17 protein-coding genes and 1 pseudogene are annotated in these 16,445 nt (G+C 72.0%); 4 read left to right on the plus strand and 14 right to left on the minus strand.

Features of this window, described 5'->3' with window-relative positions; all coding sequences use genetic code 11:
• Positions 1-137 precede the first annotated feature (137 nt).
• Positions 138-1,802 carry an alkaline phosphatase D family protein gene (locus AC069T_RS15715; protein WP_478783267.1) on the minus strand — a complete coding sequence of 555 codons (1,665 nt, stop codon included), beginning with the start codon at positions 1,800-1,802 and terminating at the stop codon, positions 138-140.
• Between the two features lie 498 nt (positions 1,803-2,300).
• Between AC069T_RS15715 and AC069T_RS15720 the strand changes: the two genes are divergently transcribed.
• A complete protein-coding gene (locus tag AC069T_RS15720; RefSeq protein ID WP_478783268.1) occupies positions 2,301-3,407 on the plus strand; it encodes a PP2C family protein-serine/threonine phosphatase in 1,107 nt (368 codons plus the stop codon).
• Between the two features lie 59 nt (positions 3,408-3,466).
• Positions 3,467-3,829, plus strand: coding sequence for a hypothetical protein (locus tag AC069T_RS15725; RefSeq protein ID WP_478783269.1), 363 nt, complete (start codon positions 3,467-3,469; stop codon positions 3,827-3,829).
• A gap of 113 nt (positions 3,830-3,942) precedes the next feature.
• On the opposite strand, the gene AC069T_RS15730 is transcribed toward AC069T_RS15725, so the two are convergent.
• Positions 3,943-4,908 carry a YihY/virulence factor BrkB family protein gene (locus AC069T_RS15730; protein WP_478783270.1) on the minus strand — a complete coding sequence of 322 codons (966 nt, stop codon included), beginning with the start codon at positions 4,906-4,908 and terminating at the stop codon, positions 3,943-3,945.
• 168 nt (positions 4,909-5,076) lie between these two features.
• On the opposite strand from AC069T_RS15730, the pseudogene AC069T_RS15735 reads away from it, so the two are divergent.
• A pseudogene (locus AC069T_RS15735) lies at positions 5,077-5,640 on the plus strand (LLM class flavin-dependent oxidoreductase); the annotation flags it as partial.
• Positions 5,641-5,698: 58 nt separating this feature from the next.
• Positions 5,699-7,828: a glycogen debranching protein GlgX gene (glgX, locus tag AC069T_RS15740; RefSeq protein ID WP_478783271.1), complete on the plus strand. Its 2,130-nt coding sequence runs from the start codon at positions 5,699-5,701 to the stop codon at positions 7,826-7,828.
• Between the two features lie 147 nt (positions 7,829-7,975).
• Here the strand turns inward: glgX and AC069T_RS15745 are convergent, their stop codons facing one another.
• The 12 genes from AC069T_RS15745 to AC069T_RS15800 all read right to left on the minus strand — a co-directional run bounded on the left by AC069T_RS15745 (position 7,976) and on the right by AC069T_RS15800 (position 16,366).
• Positions 7,976-9,085, minus strand: a complete 1,110-nt coding sequence (locus tag AC069T_RS15745) for a YihY/virulence factor BrkB family protein (protein WP_478783272.1) — start codon at positions 9,083-9,085, stop codon at positions 7,976-7,978.
• Positions 9,086-9,125: 40 nt separating this feature from the next.
• Positions 9,126-9,983: a DMT family transporter gene (locus AC069T_RS15750; RefSeq protein WP_478783273.1), complete on the minus strand. Its 858-nt coding sequence runs from the start codon at positions 9,981-9,983 to the stop codon at positions 9,126-9,128.
• Positions 9,984-10,063: 80 nt separating this feature from the next.
• Entirely contained in the window at positions 10,064-10,381 is a 318-nt protein-coding gene (locus tag AC069T_RS15755; protein WP_478783274.1) for a gas vesicle protein K, read from the minus strand.
• Positions 10,357-10,605: a gas vesicle protein gene (locus tag AC069T_RS15760; protein ID WP_478783275.1), complete on the minus strand. Its 249-nt coding sequence runs from the start codon at positions 10,603-10,605 to the stop codon at positions 10,357-10,359. Before AC069T_RS15760 ends, AC069T_RS15755 begins: the two co-directional genes overlap by 25 nt.
• A complete protein-coding gene (locus AC069T_RS15765; RefSeq protein ID WP_478783276.1) occupies positions 10,602-11,555 on the minus strand; it encodes a GvpL/GvpF family gas vesicle protein in 954 nt (317 codons plus the stop codon). The genes AC069T_RS15760 and AC069T_RS15765 overlap by 4 nt, the downstream gene beginning before the upstream one ends.
• Positions 11,552-11,893 carry a gas vesicle protein gene (locus tag AC069T_RS15770; RefSeq protein ID WP_478783277.1) on the minus strand — a complete coding sequence of 114 codons (342 nt, stop codon included), beginning with the start codon at positions 11,891-11,893 and terminating at the stop codon, positions 11,552-11,554. The genes AC069T_RS15765 and AC069T_RS15770 overlap by 4 nt, the downstream gene beginning before the upstream one ends.
• 15 nt (positions 11,894-11,908) lie before the next feature.
• Entirely contained in the window at positions 11,909-13,057 is a 1,149-nt protein-coding gene (locus tag AC069T_RS15775; RefSeq protein WP_478783278.1) for an SRPBCC family protein, read from the minus strand.
• 6 nt (positions 13,058-13,063) lie between these two features.
• A complete protein-coding gene (locus tag AC069T_RS15780; protein WP_478783279.1) occupies positions 13,064-14,449 on the minus strand; it encodes a histone protein in 1,386 nt (461 codons plus the stop codon).
• Positions 14,446-14,727, minus strand: a complete 282-nt coding sequence (locus tag AC069T_RS15785; RefSeq protein WP_476752757.1) for a gas vesicle protein GvpG — start codon at positions 14,725-14,727, stop codon at positions 14,446-14,448. The genes AC069T_RS15780 and AC069T_RS15785 overlap by 4 nt, the downstream gene beginning before the upstream one ends.
• A gap of 4 nt (positions 14,728-14,731) precedes the next feature.
• Complete coding sequence (locus AC069T_RS15790; RefSeq protein ID WP_478783280.1) at positions 14,732-15,481, minus strand: GvpL/GvpF family gas vesicle protein; 750 nt, start codon at positions 15,479-15,481, stop codon at positions 14,732-14,734.
• A gap of 2 nt (positions 15,482-15,483) precedes the next feature.
• Complete coding sequence (locus AC069T_RS15795) at positions 15,484-16,002, minus strand: gas vesicle structural protein GvpA (protein ID WP_478783281.1); 519 nt, start codon at positions 16,000-16,002, stop codon at positions 15,484-15,486.
• 37 nt (positions 16,003-16,039) lie between these two features.
• Positions 16,040-16,366, minus strand: a complete 327-nt coding sequence (locus AC069T_RS15800; RefSeq protein ID WP_478783282.1) for a gas vesicle protein GvpO — start codon at positions 16,364-16,366, stop codon at positions 16,040-16,042.
• Between the last annotated feature and the right edge of the window lie 79 nt (positions 16,367-16,445).

Consider the following 16,445-nt stretch of genomic DNA (forward strand, 5'->3'; position numbering starts at 1 on the left):
AACCGTAGGTTTTGCCGAAAACCACTCAGCTGATGTCTGCTTTCCGTCCGTTCCGCGCATTGGCCGACAGGAAGGGCCCGCCCGGCGGAGCCCGGACGCTCCGCCGGAGTTCCGGGGGTTCCACCCGCCCGCTCACTTCACGCCGGCTTGAGGCCGGGGTTGCCCGCCTCGGTGACGAAGGACGCGGCCGTCGTGATCGCCGCGCCCGGCGTCGTCACCGCGGAGACGGTTCTGAAGTCGGCGCGGGCGGACTCGCGGCCGAGTCCGACGCGTACGTAGCCGCGCCGGCCGTCGTAGAACTTCAGGTGCGGGTTGGCCTTCGTGTACGTCTCCCAGTTGTCCGGCCGCTCGACGCCGTCCTTGCCGCTCGCGACGGACGTGGCGACGATCTCCGTGCCCATGGTCCTGGACCCCGGATCGTCGAAGGAGTCCTTGATGTCGAAGGCGTAGCCCACGTGGACGTCACCCGTGAGCACCATCAGGTTCTTGATGCCGGCCGACCTGGCGCCGGCGAGCACCCGGTCGCGTGAGGCGCGGTAGCCGTCCCAGGCGTCCATGGACACCTTCGCCGGGTCGTTCAGATCGAGTTTGCGCTGGGAGAAGCAGACCTGTTGCGGCACCACGTTCCACAGGGCGTTCGAGGTCCGCCAGCCGTTGATCAGCCACTCCTCCTGGGCGGCTCCGGTGATGGTGCGCTCTGGGGCGTCGGACTCGGGGCCGGGGACGTGCTGGACATCGCCGTACGCCTGGTCGGAGCGGTACTGCCGGGTGTCGAGGACGTCGAACTGGGCCAGTGAGCCCCACTGGATGCGGCGGTAGAGCTGCGCGTCGGGGCCGCTCGGCAGCTGGGCGGCGCGCAGTGGCTGGTTCTCCCAGTAGGCGCGGTAGGCGGCGGCGCGGCGCAGCAGGAACTCCTCCGGTGGGTCGTTCTTCTCGTCGACGGCGCCCGCGTAGTTGTTCTCGGTCTCGTGGTCGTCCCAGGTCACGATGTAGGGATGCGCCGCGTGGGAGGCCCGCAGGTCCGGGTCGCTCTTGTAGAGGGCGTACCGCAGCCGGTAGTCCTCCAGGGTCTTGGCCTCGCGGTTGAAGACGTCGGGCAGGGTGCGGTCGGTGTACTTGCGGGCGCCTCCCTCGGAGTTCACGGCGTACTCGTACAGGTAGTCGCCGAGGTGGAAGACGAGGTCGACGTCGTCCTCGGCGAGATGGCGGTGCGCCGTGAAGTAGCCGTCGTGGTAGGCCTGGCAGGAGACCGCGGCGAAGGTGAGCTTCGCCGTGGCGGCCGCGGTGTCGGGCGCGGTGCGGGTGCGGCCGGTCTCGCTGATCCAGGTTCCGGTCCTGAACCGGTAGAAGTACTCGCGGTCGGCGGCGAGGCCGTCGACGTCGACGTGCAGGCAGTGGTTGTACTCGGGAAAGGCTGTGGCCAGGCCGGTGCGGACGAGCAGGGCGAAGCGCTCGTCGGACGCCACCTCCCACTGCACGAGGACGGACTGCTCGGCCAGTCCGCCGCCCGGCTCGTACGGGGAGGGCGCGAGCCGGGTCCACAGGAGCACCGAGCTGGGCGTCGGGTCCCCGGAGGCGACGCCGAGGGTGAAGGGGTCGTCGGTGATCCGCGCCGCGTCGAGTGCCGCGGCGCGGGCGGCGCCGGGCGTCGGCAGGTTGGTGGAGAAGGCGAGGGCCGCGGCTGCGGCGGTGACGGTGAGGAAGCGGCGGCGTCCCAAGTGCTGGGCGGCGGTCCGCAGTTCGGGGTCGTGGCGGGAGGGCGTGTGCGGCGGCAGCGGTCGGTGACGGCCTGCTCGGGTCATGTGGTCTCCTCTCACGGTGGCGTGCGCGGGGCCCTATGACTTCCGGACGTCGAACGACAGGGCGGCGAACTTCTGCATGCTAAACAGACAATGATCGCAATCCCGGCAAGCGGTGATGTTCGCGAGCGTCCCGCCCGTCACCTCCGCCCGCTCGGCGGCGCACCACAGTTGACGGGGCGTCGGACGCGGTCGGTGATCCGCGGCGCCGACGACCGTCGTGGACGAAACCGTCCGGGCCGGTCGGCCGCGGTCGGGGGCGACCCGGGGCGGGAGGCGGCGCCGGCGACGTACGGTCCCGGGCCGGGCACCACGGCACCGGGCACCGGGCACCGGGCACCGGCGGCGGCCGGCTGGCCGCCCGGCCCGGCCCGATGGGTTCACTCAGTGAAGCTTCCTTCGCGCTGAGGAGTCGTCCGGGCCCCACCCGGGTGCGTCCGGGCCCCACCCGGGTGCGCCGGGCGCGCGGACGGAGGAGCGTGGTGGGTGAGGAGGGCTTCCATGGGTGTGACCATGCCCCGGCGCGGGGAGGGCGAGGACCGCGGCTGGCTGCGCGGTGCGCCGGCCCCGTACTGGGTCCGGGCGCTGCCCGTCGTACTACTGGCGGGGGTCGGCATCGCGGAACTCGTGAGCCGCCAGCCGCTGGACATCGGCTTCCTGCTGGGCGCCATTCCCTCGCTGGCGGTGCTCTCCTACGGGCCGGCGGCGACCGCCGCGTTCGGCTGCCTCGTGGTCGGCCTGCTCAACATCCCGGCCCTGCACATCAACCACCCGGGCAACACGGACCTGTTGACCATCACGTTCATCGCGGCACTCAGTGTGTTCGTGTCCCTGGTGCGCAGCCGGCGCGACGCGCAACTGGTGACGGTGCGCAGTGTCGCCGAGGCCGTCCAGCTGGCCGTCCTGCCGCCGCTCGCCGAGCGCATCGGTCCCGTGAGCTGCGCAGGCCTGTACCGGGCGGCGCAGGACGGGACGCTGGTCGGCGGCGACTTCTTCGACGTGCGCGACGGCCCCCACGGGGTGCGGGCGGTGATGGGCGACGTCCAGGGGCACGGGCTGTCGGCGGTCGGGACGGTCGCCTCGCTGCTGGGTGCGTTCCGGGAAGCGGTACTGGACCAACGGGACCTGACGGCGGTGGCGGGCCGTCTCGACCGCCGGCTGTCGGTGGACTCGGCCTCGACCGAGCACACGGAGCTGTTCGCGACCGCGGTGCTCCTGGAGTTCTCGCGGGACGCCGACGTGGTGCGGCTCGTGTCCTGCGGGCACCCGCAGCCGCTGCTCCTGCGCGAAGGGAAGGCCGTCGAACTCGACGTGGAACCGGCGGCGCCGCTCGGGGTCGGGCTGCTCGGTGTCTCTCCCCCACGCGAGTGCCGGGTGCCGCTGAATCCCGGTGACCGGCTGCTGCTGGCGTCCGACGGGGTCACCGAGACCCGCGACGCGGCAGGCGCCTTCTATCCGCTGGCCGACCGGCTGAGCGCCTTCGCCGACGCGGCGCCCGACGCCCTCGTCGGCCTTCTGTGGGAGGACCTCGTACGGTTCGGCACCACCGTCTGCGACGACGTCGCGATCCTGGTCCTCACCCCGCACGCGGGGAACCCCCGGGACTGAACGGGTGCCTGTGCCGCGTCTTCCCGGGCATACGGACGCCATTGGGGAGGAGAGGTGTCATGTATCTGGCACGAGGAACAGGTGGCGATCCCGAGAACTGGCTCTGGGCGCTGGGCGCGCTCGTGCTGTACGTGGTGATCAGCTACGGCCTGCAGTACCGGGCGCGGGTACGCCGCGGCTCCCGGCACCCGGCCGGCGACGCGCTGCACGATCTCAAGGACCGCGAGGAACCGCAGCGGCCGTGGCAGCGTTTTCTCAGCCGCGTGATCATGCTGGCCGGGGCGGGTCTCACCGCGCTGGTCGCGCTGACGACGTCCGGCACGCTGCGCGTGGTGACCGTCGGGCTCACCGCGGTGGTGGCCGTGACCGCGTGGGCGTACTACGACCACCGCACGGAGGTCCCCGCCTCCTCGGGGCGCTGAGGCGGAGCGCGGTGACCGGGCCGGGCTCTCCCGGGCCCGGCCCCGCTACGTCTCCCGGCCCCGCTACGTCTCCCGGCCGCACGCGGCTGCCGCCCCGGGCGCGGCCCCGGCCGTCACGGACCCGGTCCGGGGTCCGGCCTCACCGGGTCGGTGAGGCCGGCGCGGGCCGCTTCGAGCTGGGCGGCGAAGGCGATGCCGAGGAAGAGGGCGACACCGGTCAGGTTGGCCCACAGCAGCAGCGCGACGAAGGCCGTCAGTGGCCCGTACAGCGCGCCGAAGGAGCCGCTCTCGGCGACGTACAGGGCGAGCAGCCAGGTCGCGGCGATCCACAGCACCAGATGGACGGCCGAACCGAACGCGAGCCAGGTGTAGCCCGGCTGGACCCGGCGGGGCGCCCAGCGGAAGATCACCGCCGAGGCCACCCACGCGAGCGCGACGCCCAGCGGCACCTGGACCGCGCCCCACCAGTCGAGACTGTCAGCGGGCCAGCCGAAGGTCTGCACCACCGACTCCCCGACGGCCTCGCCCGCCACGAGGACGAGGAACCCCAGCACCATGGGCATACCGGCGGCGAGCGCGAGCAGCAGGGACCGGCCGTACTTCCGCAGGAAGGGCCGGTCGCGCTCGATGCCGTAGATCCGGTTGGCGCCCCGCTCGACCTGTGCCATCGCCGAGGCCAGGTTGAGCACCGCGAAGCCGAGGCCCAGCCACATGGCGACCGCGCTCCAGATCCCGGAACCGGCATTGGTCCGCGTCTTCGCCAGCGCGTCCTCGACCAGGCCGCTGCTGGCGCCCGGCACGATGCGGCCGAGGGTGAGCTCGATGATCCGCCCGACGCTCTCGGTGTGCACCGTGGTGGCGACGCCGACCAGGGCGATGGTGAACGGCACCATGCCGAGGACCACCTGGAAACCCATGGAGCGCGCGCTGGTGAAGCCGTCGGCGTAGCGGAAGCGGGAGAACGCGTCCATGAGCAGGCGGCGGCCGCCGTAGTGACGCAGCGCGGTCAGCGCCTCGTCGCCGGAGAGCTCCTCCCCGATCATGTCCCGGGTCTGCGGGACGTGTACAGCGGTCCCCATGGCGCGCGTCTCCTCGTGTCGTCCGGCCGGCTGTGGCGGGCGGGCCGCCCGCCGGGAGCACGGCCCGCCCCTCCGTCTCCCCTGCGGCGCGGGATTCAGCCGCTCCGCAGGACGATCACTTGAGACAATCGGAAGAGTACTGGTGTACGACAGGGTGCCGGGGACGTCACCGGCTTCAGCGGCACCGAGGGTTTCGAGGTGTTCTCGGACCGGGTCCAGCCGCAGTCCCCGGGGCTCGGCCGGCGCCTGTGGTACGGCGGCGGCAGCCTCCGGTCGGCGCGGTGGGCAGGCGGGCACGGCATGAACCTGCTGACCAGCAGCGTCGTCAAGGCGGAGGAGTCCGAGGACTTCGCCGAGATACAGCTCTCCCACGTACGGGCCTTCCGCGCCCACCATCCCGACGGTGCGCGCGCCCGCGTCTCCCAGGGGCTCGTCGTCATCCCCACCGACAGTGCCTCGGCGGAGCAGCGCGCCAGGTACGAGAGGTACGCGGCGGGGCGGCTGCCGCGGACCGCCGCCCCGCAGGGACCGGCCCGGCTGATGTTCGCGCCCGACCTGGTCGGCAGCTCGGCCGAGATCGCCGAGCGGCGCCACGCCCACGCCGCCTTCCGGGAGATCGACGAGCTCGCGTTCGCGCTGCCGTTCACCTTCGGCCACGAGGACTACGTCCAGATCCTCACCGACATCGCCACCCGTCCCGGTCCTGCCCTCGGCTGGTGTCCGGCGGCCTGACGGCGGCGTCCCGGGCGTCGCCGCGCGGTCCGAACTGCGGCGTGGTTGTCTGCCGTTCATGCAGACATGGTCAGGACGCCCCTACCCGCTCGGTGCCTCCTACGACGGCTCCGGTACGAACTTCGCCCTGTTCTCGGAGTGCGCCGAGAAGGTCGAGCTCTGTCTGATCGACGACGACGGCAGGGAGCGGCGCGTCACCCTTCCCGAGGCCGACGGAGGCGTCTGGCACGGCTTCCTGCCGGACGTGCGTGCGGGGCAGCGCTACGGCTATCGCGTGCACGGCCCCTGGGACCCCGCGGAGGGCCTGCGCTGCAACCCGGCCAAACTCCTCCTGGACCCGTACGCCACGGCCGTGGACGGCCAGATCGACGGGCACCCCTCCCTGGCCGGGCACCGCCCTGACGATCCCGGGCGGCCGGACGAACGCGACAGCCTGGGCCACGTGCCCCTCGGTGTCGTGACCGACCACCGGTACGACTGGGAGGGCGACCGTTCACCCGACCGGCCGTACCACCAGTCGGTGATCTACGAGGCCCACGTCAAGGGCCTGACCCGGCTCCACCCCGACGTGCCCGAGGAGATCCGCGGAACCTACGCCGGTCTGGCGCACCCCTCCGTCGTCGGCCATCTCCAGCGGCTCGGGGTGACGGCGGTGGAACTGATGCCGGTGCACCAGTTCGTCCAGGACGGCTTCCTGACCGGCCAGGGTCTGTCGAACTACTGGGGCTACAGCTCCATCGGGTTCTTCGCCCCGCACAACGCCTACTCCTCGGCGGGCAGCCGGGGCGGTCAGGTCGACGAGTTCAAGTCGATGGTCAAGGCCCTGCACCGGGCCGGCATCGAGGTGATCCTCGACGTGGTCTACAACCACACCGCCGAGGGCAACGAGAACGGGCCGACCCTGTCGTTCCGCGGTATCGACAACCGCACCTACTACCGTCTCGTCGACGACGACCCGGCCCACTACTTCGACACCACCGGCACCGGCAACAGCCTGCTGATGCGCCACCCCAACGTCCTGCAACTGATCATGGACTCGCTGCGGTACTGGGTCACCGAGATGCACGTCGACGGTTTCCGCTTCGACCTCGCCGCGACGCTCGCCCGCCAGTTCCACGAGGTGGACCGGCTGTCGGCGTTCTTCGACGTGGTGCAGCAGGACCCGGTCATCAGCCGCGTCAAGCTCATCGCGGAGCCCTGGGACATCGGCGACGGCGGGTACCAGGTCGGCAACTTCCCGGCGCTGTGGAGCGAGTGGAACGGACGGTTCCGCGACACCGTGCGCAGCTTCTGGCGCGGGGACGACCACACGGTCGCCGAGCTGGCGGGCCGGCTGCTGGGCTCGTCCGACCTGTACCAGCGCGACCGCCGGCGGCCCCGCGCCGGCGTCAACTTCGTCGTGGCCCACGACGGTTTCACCCTCCGCGACCTCGTCTCCTACAGCGAGCGCCGCAACGAGGCCAACGGTGAGGGCGGGCGCGACGGCGAGAGCGACAACCGGTCCTTCAACTGCGGGGCCGAGGGCCCGACCGACGATCCAGGCGTCCTGCGGCTGCGGGCCCGCCAGCAGCGCAACCTGCTGACCACCCTGCTGCTCTCGCAGGGGGTTCCGATGCTCGCGCACGGGGACGAGTTCGGCCGCACCCAGGAGGGCAACAACAACGCCTACTGCCAGGACAACGAGGTCTCGTGGGTGGACTGGGACCTCGACGAGGAACAGCGCGGCCTGCTGGCGTACACGCGGAAGATCGTGGCGCTGCGCCGGGCGCACCCCGTGCTGCGCCGGCGCCGGTTCCTCCAGGGGCCCGCCTACGGCACGCCGCCCGAGCGCGCGGACGTGGTGTGGCTGCGTCCCGACGCGTACGCCATGACGGACGAGGACTGGCTGCGCGGCGACGCCCACGCGCTGGGTGTCTACCTGTGCGGCGACGCCATCAGTGAACGCGGCCCGGAGGGCGAGCGGTTGAGCGACGACTCGTTCCTCGTGCTCTTCAACGCCTGGCACGAGCCGGTGCAGTTCCGGCTGCCGCCCGCGGCCTTCGGCGACCTGTGGCGGACGGTGGCCGACACCGCCGATCCCGCCGGCGAGGAGGCCGACGAGACCGAGTTCAAGGCGGGGGTGCGGCTGACCCTGGACGCCCACAGCGTGCGCGTGCTGAGCCGCCCCCACCGGGACCCGGGGGCCTGACCGACGGCTCCCGCGGGCGCCGCTGCCCGGCGTCCGCGGGACAGGACCGAGCGGCGCGAAGCCGGCTGGTCCCACAGCTGTCTTCGCGCCGCTCGGCGTTCGGGGGTGCCCGTGAGGCCCGGTCGCCCGGACGTCAGCGGGTGGCGGTCACGGGTTTTCCATCCGGCGCCGGTCCTGGTCGTCCCACTTGCTGGTGTCGCGCGGCTCGGCGTACGGCTCCTCCTCCGGGGGATGCCCGCCGGCCACCGCCCGCTGGCGCGCCGTCTCCGCGTCGAACTCCAGGCCGAGCAGGATCGCCAGATTGCTGATCCACAGCCAGACCAGGAACACGATGACGCCGGCCATGGTGCCGTACGTCTTGTTGTACGAGGCGAAGTTGGACACGTAGAACGCGAAGCCGGCGGAGGCGATCAGCCAGATGACGAGGGCCAGGAAGCTGCCGGGAGTGATCCAGCGGAAGCCGCGGACCTTGGCGTTGGGCGTGGCCCAGTACAGGATCGCGATCATGACGATGACCAGGACGACGAGGACGGGCCACTTGGCGAACGACCACACCGTCAGCGCCGTGTCGCCGATACCGAGGGCGGCGCCCGCCTGACGGGCCAGGCCGCCGCTGAAGACCACGATCAGGGAGCTGATCACGGCCAGGACCATGAGCACCACGGTCACACCGACGCGCACCGGCAGGACCTTCCACACCGGACGCCCCTCGGGCATGTCGTAGACGGCGTTGGCGGTCCGGATGAACGCCGCCACGTAGCCCGACGCCGACCAGACCGCCAGGACCAGACCCAGGACGGCCATGAACGAGCCGGTGCCGCCGTTGCCCTGGAGCTGGTGGACGGCGTTCGTGATGATGTCCCGGGCGGACCCCGGAGTCAGCTGCTTGAGGTTGTCCATCAGCTTGTCGGTGGTCGATTTGCCGGCCACACCGAGCAGGGACACCAGGACGAGCAGGGCCGGGAAGAGCGACAGCACGCCGTAGTAGGTCAGGGCGGCCGCACGGTCGGTCAGCTCGTCGTCCTTGAACTCGCGCAGCGTGCCGCGCATCGCCGCCTTCCACGACTGCTTCGGCAGCTTCGTGGGACCGTCCGGCGCCCTGCGCTCCACGCTCGGGTCGGGCCCGTACCGCTCGTCGCCCCCGGTGCCCGCCGCGGACGGTGTGCCGGGCTCCCCGCGCGAACCGTCGCCATGCTCTCGCGACTCGTCGGGACGAGCCTCGCGCTCTTCGTGATGAAAACCAGGTATCCGCGCCATGTGCACCGAGTAACCGCGCCTGCCGCACTCACACGCGCCGCTACCCGGTGACTTCCCGGACGTGGGGCACGACGCGGGTCAGCCGCAGGACACCCCACAGGATCAGCGCGCCTCCGATCACCTCGGGCACGAGCCACCAGCCGGTGCGGACGCTCTCCCCGAACAGGGTGATACCGAGGACCAGGCTCACCACCGCGTCCCCGACGGTCAGCGCGGGCTGCGACGCCGCCAGCGAGCCGGCCTGCAGCGCGTTCTCCAGCAGCAGGACGGCGCTGACGCCGGTCAGCGCGAATCCGTAGGTCTGCCACTCGCCGAGGAACGCGCGGAAGCCGTGGTCGGCGAGCGTGCCCGTCGCCGACTTCAGCAGTGCCGCGGTCAGGGCGTTGCCGACGGCCGACGCGGAGCCGAGTAGGGCGGCGCGGAACAGCGGCGGGCGTCCGGGGCGGGCCAGCACGACCGCCGCCGCCATCGCGCCCAGACACAGCACCAGGGCCGGGATCCACCGCGCCATGCTCGCCTGGTGGCGGGCCCCGCTGGGAGCGGCCGCGCCGAGGAGCAGGGCGAGGCCGCCGACGACTCCGGCGACGCCCCACCAGCCCGGACCGGGCAGCCGCCGGTGCAGCAGCGGGACCGCGATCAGCAGGGCGAACGGAAGCTCCAGGATGAACAGCGGCTGCACCAGGGCGAGCGGCCCGTTCACCAGGGCCAGGGCCTGGAACAGCGCGGCCCCGGCCACTCCGGCGATCCCGATCAGCCAGGCCGGGCGCCGGGCCAGCTCCAGGATCAGCCGCAGACCGCCGCCGCGCGCGACCGTGGACGCCGCCTTGCGCTGGAAGGCGGTGCCCGCGGCGTTGCTGGCGGCTCCCAGGACGGCGAACAGCGCGGCCAGCTCGATCACTTGTCCACCACGTCCCTTCCGTGGGACCGGCGCGGGCCGCTCTGTCCGACCCGCCCCGCCGGTCTCCGCCGCCGGTGGCCTCAGCCGCCGGGATCCGCCAGCAGGGGGCCCAGCGGGCCGAGATCGAGGTTGAGGTCGCTGCGCTCCAGTCCGTGCTGGGCACACAGATCGTCCATGCGGGCGTCGAGCAGCATGAGGGCCGTGCCGAGGCGGTCCTCCTGTTCCGCGCTCAGCGTGCCCTCCTCGAAGCGGCGCACGGCCTGGCGCTCCATGAGCTGCCGGACGAGTTCCACCACGGTCAGCACCAGGGCGGCCAGGTCGTTCGCGACCCGTTCGGGGTCGAGGTCCAGCGCGCCGGTCCGGGGCGGCGCCGTCACAGCGGCCCGCTGTCCGACCACGGGGCGGGCACCCTGTCGTTCACCGACGACAACAGGGCGTGCAGCGAGATCCGTACCAGCGGCACGTCGGCGATCGCGAGGACCAGGTCGCCGCTGACCACGACGCCGGTGGCGAGCACCCGGTCCAGCAGGTCGACGAGGGGCACCCCGACCGGGGCGTACGGTTCGGCGCCGTCCCAGGGAACCGGCGTGTGCACGGCCTCGCGCAGGTGCGGGGCGGTCATGCGCCCACCCCGCCTTCCGAACCGTCCGGGCCCTCGTCCAGCTGGGCGAAGGAGTAGGGGATCCAGGGCCCGGACTCGTCGATCTCCAGACCGCGGTACCGCTCGTCGGCGCGCAGCCCGACCAGGGCCCGCGCGAAGGCGGCCCGCTGTCCGTCGTCGACGAGGTAGGCGGCGTTCAGGAGCTGCGGGGTGCTCCGGCCGGTGAGCTGCTCGCTCTGGGTCCTGTGCCGTGTCGCGGCGACGACGTGCCGGCGCAGCTCCAGGTCGAGGGCGTGGGCGCGGGCGAGCGCGTCCTCGCGCCGGACCCGCTGGGCCCGCTGCCGGGCGCTGGCCCGGGTCAGGTAGGCCCGGCCGCCCGTGGCGGCGTTCTCCGCTCCCGCCTCCGGCGCCGGGAAGGGATCGGCGTCGTGCTCCGCCGCGTGCACCTTGACCGCCCACTCGGTACGGCCCCGCAGCCGGTCGAGCAGCGTGCGCACCGCCGCTTCCCGGCAGGCGACCGCCTCGGCGGCGTTGTGGTCGCTGAGATACAGGGTCGCCAGCGGCAGCGGCACCACAGGACCGTGACCGGCTGCCGCCTGTACGCCGCGGTGGTGGGCTCGCGCGCAGCGTTCCAGCTGGTAGCGGTCGTTGAACCGTTCCGTCAGGGCCTCCTTGCCGAAGTCCTCGGCGGGGACGTCCTGGACGACCAGGGCAAGCGACCCGGCCCGCAGGACGCGCAACGGTCCTCCGCCGTCCTGCCCGGCGACCCCGGCCAGCACGTCGTCGGGCGGCGGCGTGCGGGTCACGGCGAAGAGGTAGGTGACGGCGGGCCCGGCCGGATCCTGTGCCGCGAAAGCCCGCGGATTCCGGCCGGTGGCGGGGGGCTCGGGCTCGCGTTGTCCGGCGACGGCCGCCCGGGGTTCGGGAGCCGGTCGCACGGGGGCCTGCGGCACGTCCTGGGGCCGGCTCATCGGGTGCGCTCCTCTTCGGCGTCGCCGCTCGTCAGGGCGTCCAGCCGCGCCCGCAGCTGCGCGTTCTCCTCGGCGAGCGCGTCACGCCGGGCATGGGAGGACAGCGCCGGATCGGTCTCCCACCAGTCGATGCCCGCCTTCTTGGCGGTGTCCACGGAGGCGATGAACAGCCGCAGACGGATGGTGAGCAGTTCGATGTCCAGCAGTTCGATCTTGATGTCGCCCGCGATGACGATGCCCTTGTCGAGCACGCGTTCGAGGAGGTCGGCGAGGTTGCCCGTCACGGGCCCGGCGGACTGCAGGGCCGGGCCCGTGTTCCAGCTGCTGACGTCGGTCACAGTGCTCCCAGGTGATCAGCGACGCGCACGGGACCGGCGGCGGGGCTGGTCCTCTTCGTCCTCGTCGTCCTCTTCCTCGTCCTCTTCGCCCTGGTCGGCGTCCTCCTCCTCGTCGTAGGGCTCCTCGTCCTCGTCGTACTCGGCGTCCTCGTCGTAGCCTTCGGCGTCCTCGTCGGCCTGGTCGGCGCCTTCGGCGTCCTCGCCGTCCTCGGCCTCTTCGTCGGCGTCCTCGGCGTCCTCGTCCTCGTACGCGTCCTCGGCGCCGTCCTCGTCGTCGGCACCCTCTTCGCCTTCGGCACCCTCTTCGCCTTCGGCGTCCTCGTCCTCGTCGGCGCCCTCCTGCTCGCGGCGCTCCTCCTCCTCCATGGCGTCCTCGTGCGACGTGACGACCTCGCCCTCGCGGATCTCGCCACGCCAGCCCTCCAGCTCCTCGTCGCCGTGCAGGGTCACATGGCGGGCGAAGTGCTTGAGGTCCAGCCGGATACGGCGGCCCACGGCACGCCAGATGTTGCCGGTCTTCTCGAAGAACCCGGCCGGGTAGTACTCGATGACCAGGACGATCCGGGTGAGGGTGGGGCCCAGCTCGTGGAAGGTCACCGCGCCGCGGGTGCTGCCCTTGGCGCCGTCGGAGGTCCAGACGATCCGGTCGTCGGCGACCTGTTCCTGGACGGTCGCCTTCCAGCCGCGACTGGACGGACCGATCTTGGCCTTCCAGTTCGACTCGGTGTCGCCGGACTTGCTGACGCTGCGGACACCCTTGGTGAAGCTGCTGAAGTCCTCGAACTGCGTCCAGTGGTCGTAGGCGGTGCGCACCGGGACGCCGACGTCGATGCTCTCGACGATGTTCGTCGCCTTGATGCTGCTGCCCTTCTTCGAGCCGCTGCCGCCCTTCTTGCCCGTGACCTTCTCGACGATGTTGTCCTTGACGCCCTTGGCCTTCTCCGTCACCAGGGCCTTCACCGGCGAGTCGCCGCCCATGACGCGCTTGGCGACCCCGCCCAGCAGACCGGGGCCCGATCCCTCGGCGGTGTCCGAGAGGTGCTCGGTCAGACCACCCAGCTTGTCCTGGGCCTTGTCCGCGAGTTTGCCGCCCATCGCCCCGAGATAGCCGGTCAGGGCATCCTTCAGATCGTCGACGGGTGACTTCTCCTGCGTGTTAGCCATTTCCGCTCACCTCCCCCGCCGCGCGCCGGAGCCCCGGCCGCCGCCGGCGGATCTGCTTGTCTGACGCGACTGGTTGTTTCCGGACGAGCGCGCGGTCTTCTTCGCCGCACCGCCCCGTCCGCTGGTCTTCTTCGCCGGTGCCGTCTTCTTGGCGGCGGACTTCTTCGCGGGAGCCTTCTTGGCGGGTGCCTGCTTCGCCACCGACTTCTTGGCGGGCGCCTTCTTGGCCGCGCTCCTGGCTGGAGCGGCCTTCTTGGCGGGCGCGGACTTCTTCGCGGGAGCCTTCTTGGCGGGCGCCTGCTTCGCCGCCGACTTCTTGGCGGGCGCCTTCTTGGCCGCCGCCTTCTTCGCCGGGGGCGAGCCCGAGGGACGGGATCCGCTCGGACGCCTCTCCCCGGCCTTCTTGGCCGGGGGCTTCTCGGCGGCCTTCTTGCCCGCCGGCTTCTTCGCCGGGGCCGAGCCGGTGGACTTGCCGGCCTGCTGTCCGGCCGGGGCCTTGCGGGCAGCGGCCTTCTTGGCCGGTGCCTTCTTGGCCGGTGCCTCCTTGGCGGGAGTCCTGCCGGCCACCCTCTTGCGTGGTGGCGGCGCCTGACGGTTCGCGGACCTCTTCTCGCTCCGCGACCTCCTGCGCTCGTCACGCCCGGGCCGGGGCCGCTCCGAGCCGCGCTTCCTCTCGGGCTCCTCGTCCTCGTCCGGCTCCGCGTCCTCGTCCGGACCCTCTTCTTCCTCTTCTTCCTCTTCTTCCTCTTCTTCCTCTTCTTCTTCGTCCGGCTCCGCCTCGTCGTCCGGACCCTCTTCCTCTTCCGCCAGCTCCGCGCCCTCGTCGGGGCCCTCTTCCTCTTCCTCTTCTTCCTCCTCCTCTTCCTCCAGCTCCGCGTCCTCGTCGGGCTCCTCGTCCTCGTCTTCCTCCGGCCCCCTCCCCTCGCCCCTCCGGGCGCCCTCGTCCTCTTCTTCCTCCTCTTCCTCGTCCTCTTCCTCTTCTTCGTTCTTGTCCGTGTCCTCGTATCCGTCGTCGTCGTACTCGTCGGATTCGTCGTACTCGTCGTACTCGTCGTCGTCATCCCGGCCCTTGCCGGCGGAGTCGGCGAGTGCGTCCGTACGATCGCGGAGCATGTCGCTGAGGGTCGACAGACGGCGGTTGGCGGCGGCGGAGACCGCTGAGCGTCCGACGCTCAGCAACTCGCCGCGAACCTGCTCGCTGAGGTCCTGGAACTGCGGTGTCTCCTGGAGTTTGGCCAGTCCCTGGGAGAGCAGCTGGCCCGGCGAGAGGCTGAAGCGCCGTCCCGCGAGATAGGTGCCGATGGCGAAGGCGACCTTGGCCTTCCTGGTGCGTCCCAGGACGTACCCGCCGGCTACGGCGGCCGCCACGGCCGCTTTGGTGCTGTCGTTCATGCGTGCCTTCCCAGTGAAGAGGCCACGGTCGGGGGTGCGCAGCCCAGATAGCGGACGGGTTGGTCGAGGAGATCGAGAAGACGCTCCTCCTCCTGCTCGAAGGTCGCCTCGTCGATGACGCCCTCGTCCAGGTCGCGATTGAGCGCGGCCAGGCGTGACTGGACCGCGCGTGGGTCGTGGGCCTGCCGTTCGGCCTCCTGGAGGAGGTGGTCGGCGACCCACAGGGTGGCGCGCACCGGGGCCAGCGGGAGCAGCAGCACGCCGCTCACGAGACCCACGGCGTCACGCCCCGGCCGCGGCGGGCGCGGTCTCGACGAAGCTGTAGCAGGGCAGGGGGCCGGTCACACTCAGCGCCAGCCGGTCCCCGAACCGGTGCGCCGCTTCCGCGACGGCTTCCCGGAACCGTTTCTCGTCGGCGGCGCGCAGCAGGAACGACGTGCTCAGCACATGGGTGTCGTCGAGCGCGCCCTGGACGGTCCGTTCGGCGAACGGTGCCAGCCGGGCGAGGGTTTCGCGCGCGGCGCGCTCCGCCTCCTGGCGCACGGCGCGGGCGATGGCCTCACCGAGGCGCACGTTGGCGTCGTAGTCCGGCCTGCGCCGGGTCCGGCGGGCGAGGTTGCGCAGTCCTTCGTCCTGGTGGACGAGGCGGGCGAAGTAGCCCGGGACGGTCGCGCCCTTGAGGTTCATCTCGACGCGCCCCCTGACGGCGTCGAGCTGCGCCGACAGATGGGCCTGCCCGTCCCGCAGCTGAGCGCGCACAGCGTCGGCGTCACGGGTGAGGACGGCGAACTGCATGGGGATGACGGGGCCCTGGGCCGACAGTTCGTCGAGGACGGCCTGATGGGCCATCAAGTCGCGTCGCCGTGCCCGGAGTCGACCGGGGGCCGCCGAGACGGCGGCAGACAGGCCGGACTCGGTCAGCAACCGCACCGGGGCACCGCCCACACCGAGGGCGCGCGGCGCCCGGACGGAGGCGGGAGCGATGCCGTAGACGTACTGGGCGTCGAGGGCCGTGGAGGTCGTCGCGGTCACGGTCAGCCTTCCTCGTCCGTGCGCCGGCGGGAGCGGGAGCGGGGACGTTCGTCGTCGTCCCGGTCACGGCTGCCGGTCCTGCGGCGTTCGCCGGCGGGGCGGCGACGCGGACGCTCCTGCCGTTGCTCGCGCTCCTCGCCCTCGTCCTCGGCGGCTTCGTTGTCGTCCTCTTCCTCACCGGGGTTCAGGGCGTCCTTCACCCGGTCGGTGAGCGAGCGGGCCGTCTTCTTCGCGCCCGCCTTGCCGACGGCGCTGGCGACCGGGCCTCCGAACAGCTCGGGGACGGTCTTGCTGCGCGCGTCGTACTCGAGGTCGAGGCGGTTGCACGCCTCGGCGAAGCGCAGATAGGTGTCGACGCTGGCCACGACGATCCGGGCGTCGATCTTGAGGATCTCGATGCCGACCAGGGAGACGCGGACGAAGACGTCGATGACCATGCCGCGGTCGAGGATGAGCTCCAGTACGTCGTAGAGGGTCCCGGCGCGCGGAGCGCACACGACCTCGTCGCTGTAGGTGGTCATGCGGCGGTCCTTCCGGATTGCGGGGCGAGGTGGCCGTTCACTGGTCCTGGGCACCACGCCGGTAGCGGGCGACGCGTCGGTACTGCAGCAGTTCTCCCGACGGGTCCAGCTCGACCTCGTAGGTGGCGAGCAGGCTGGTGGTGTCGGGGATCCGCTCCACCTCCAGCACGTCGACGTTGACGAGCCAGCCGTCGTCCGCGCTGCGGGACACCGCGGAGACGCCTTCGAGGCGGTGACGGATGAGTGCGGTCAGCGCGTCCGCGGCGCGGTGTGCGGCGTCCTGCGCGCCGCGCACCTTGCGTCCGCGTGACTCGCGCGTCGTGGATGAGGACGTGCTGCGCCGCCGCTCGCCGGTTTCTGCCATGCCTCCACTCTTGGCTCAGAACCGGCGCGGGCGCGTGCTCAGATAGACCATCCGTGCGGGCGCGGGCACGGTGAGTGGT

It is taken from the genome of Streptomyces sp. NPDC043867 (assembly GCF_056435845.1).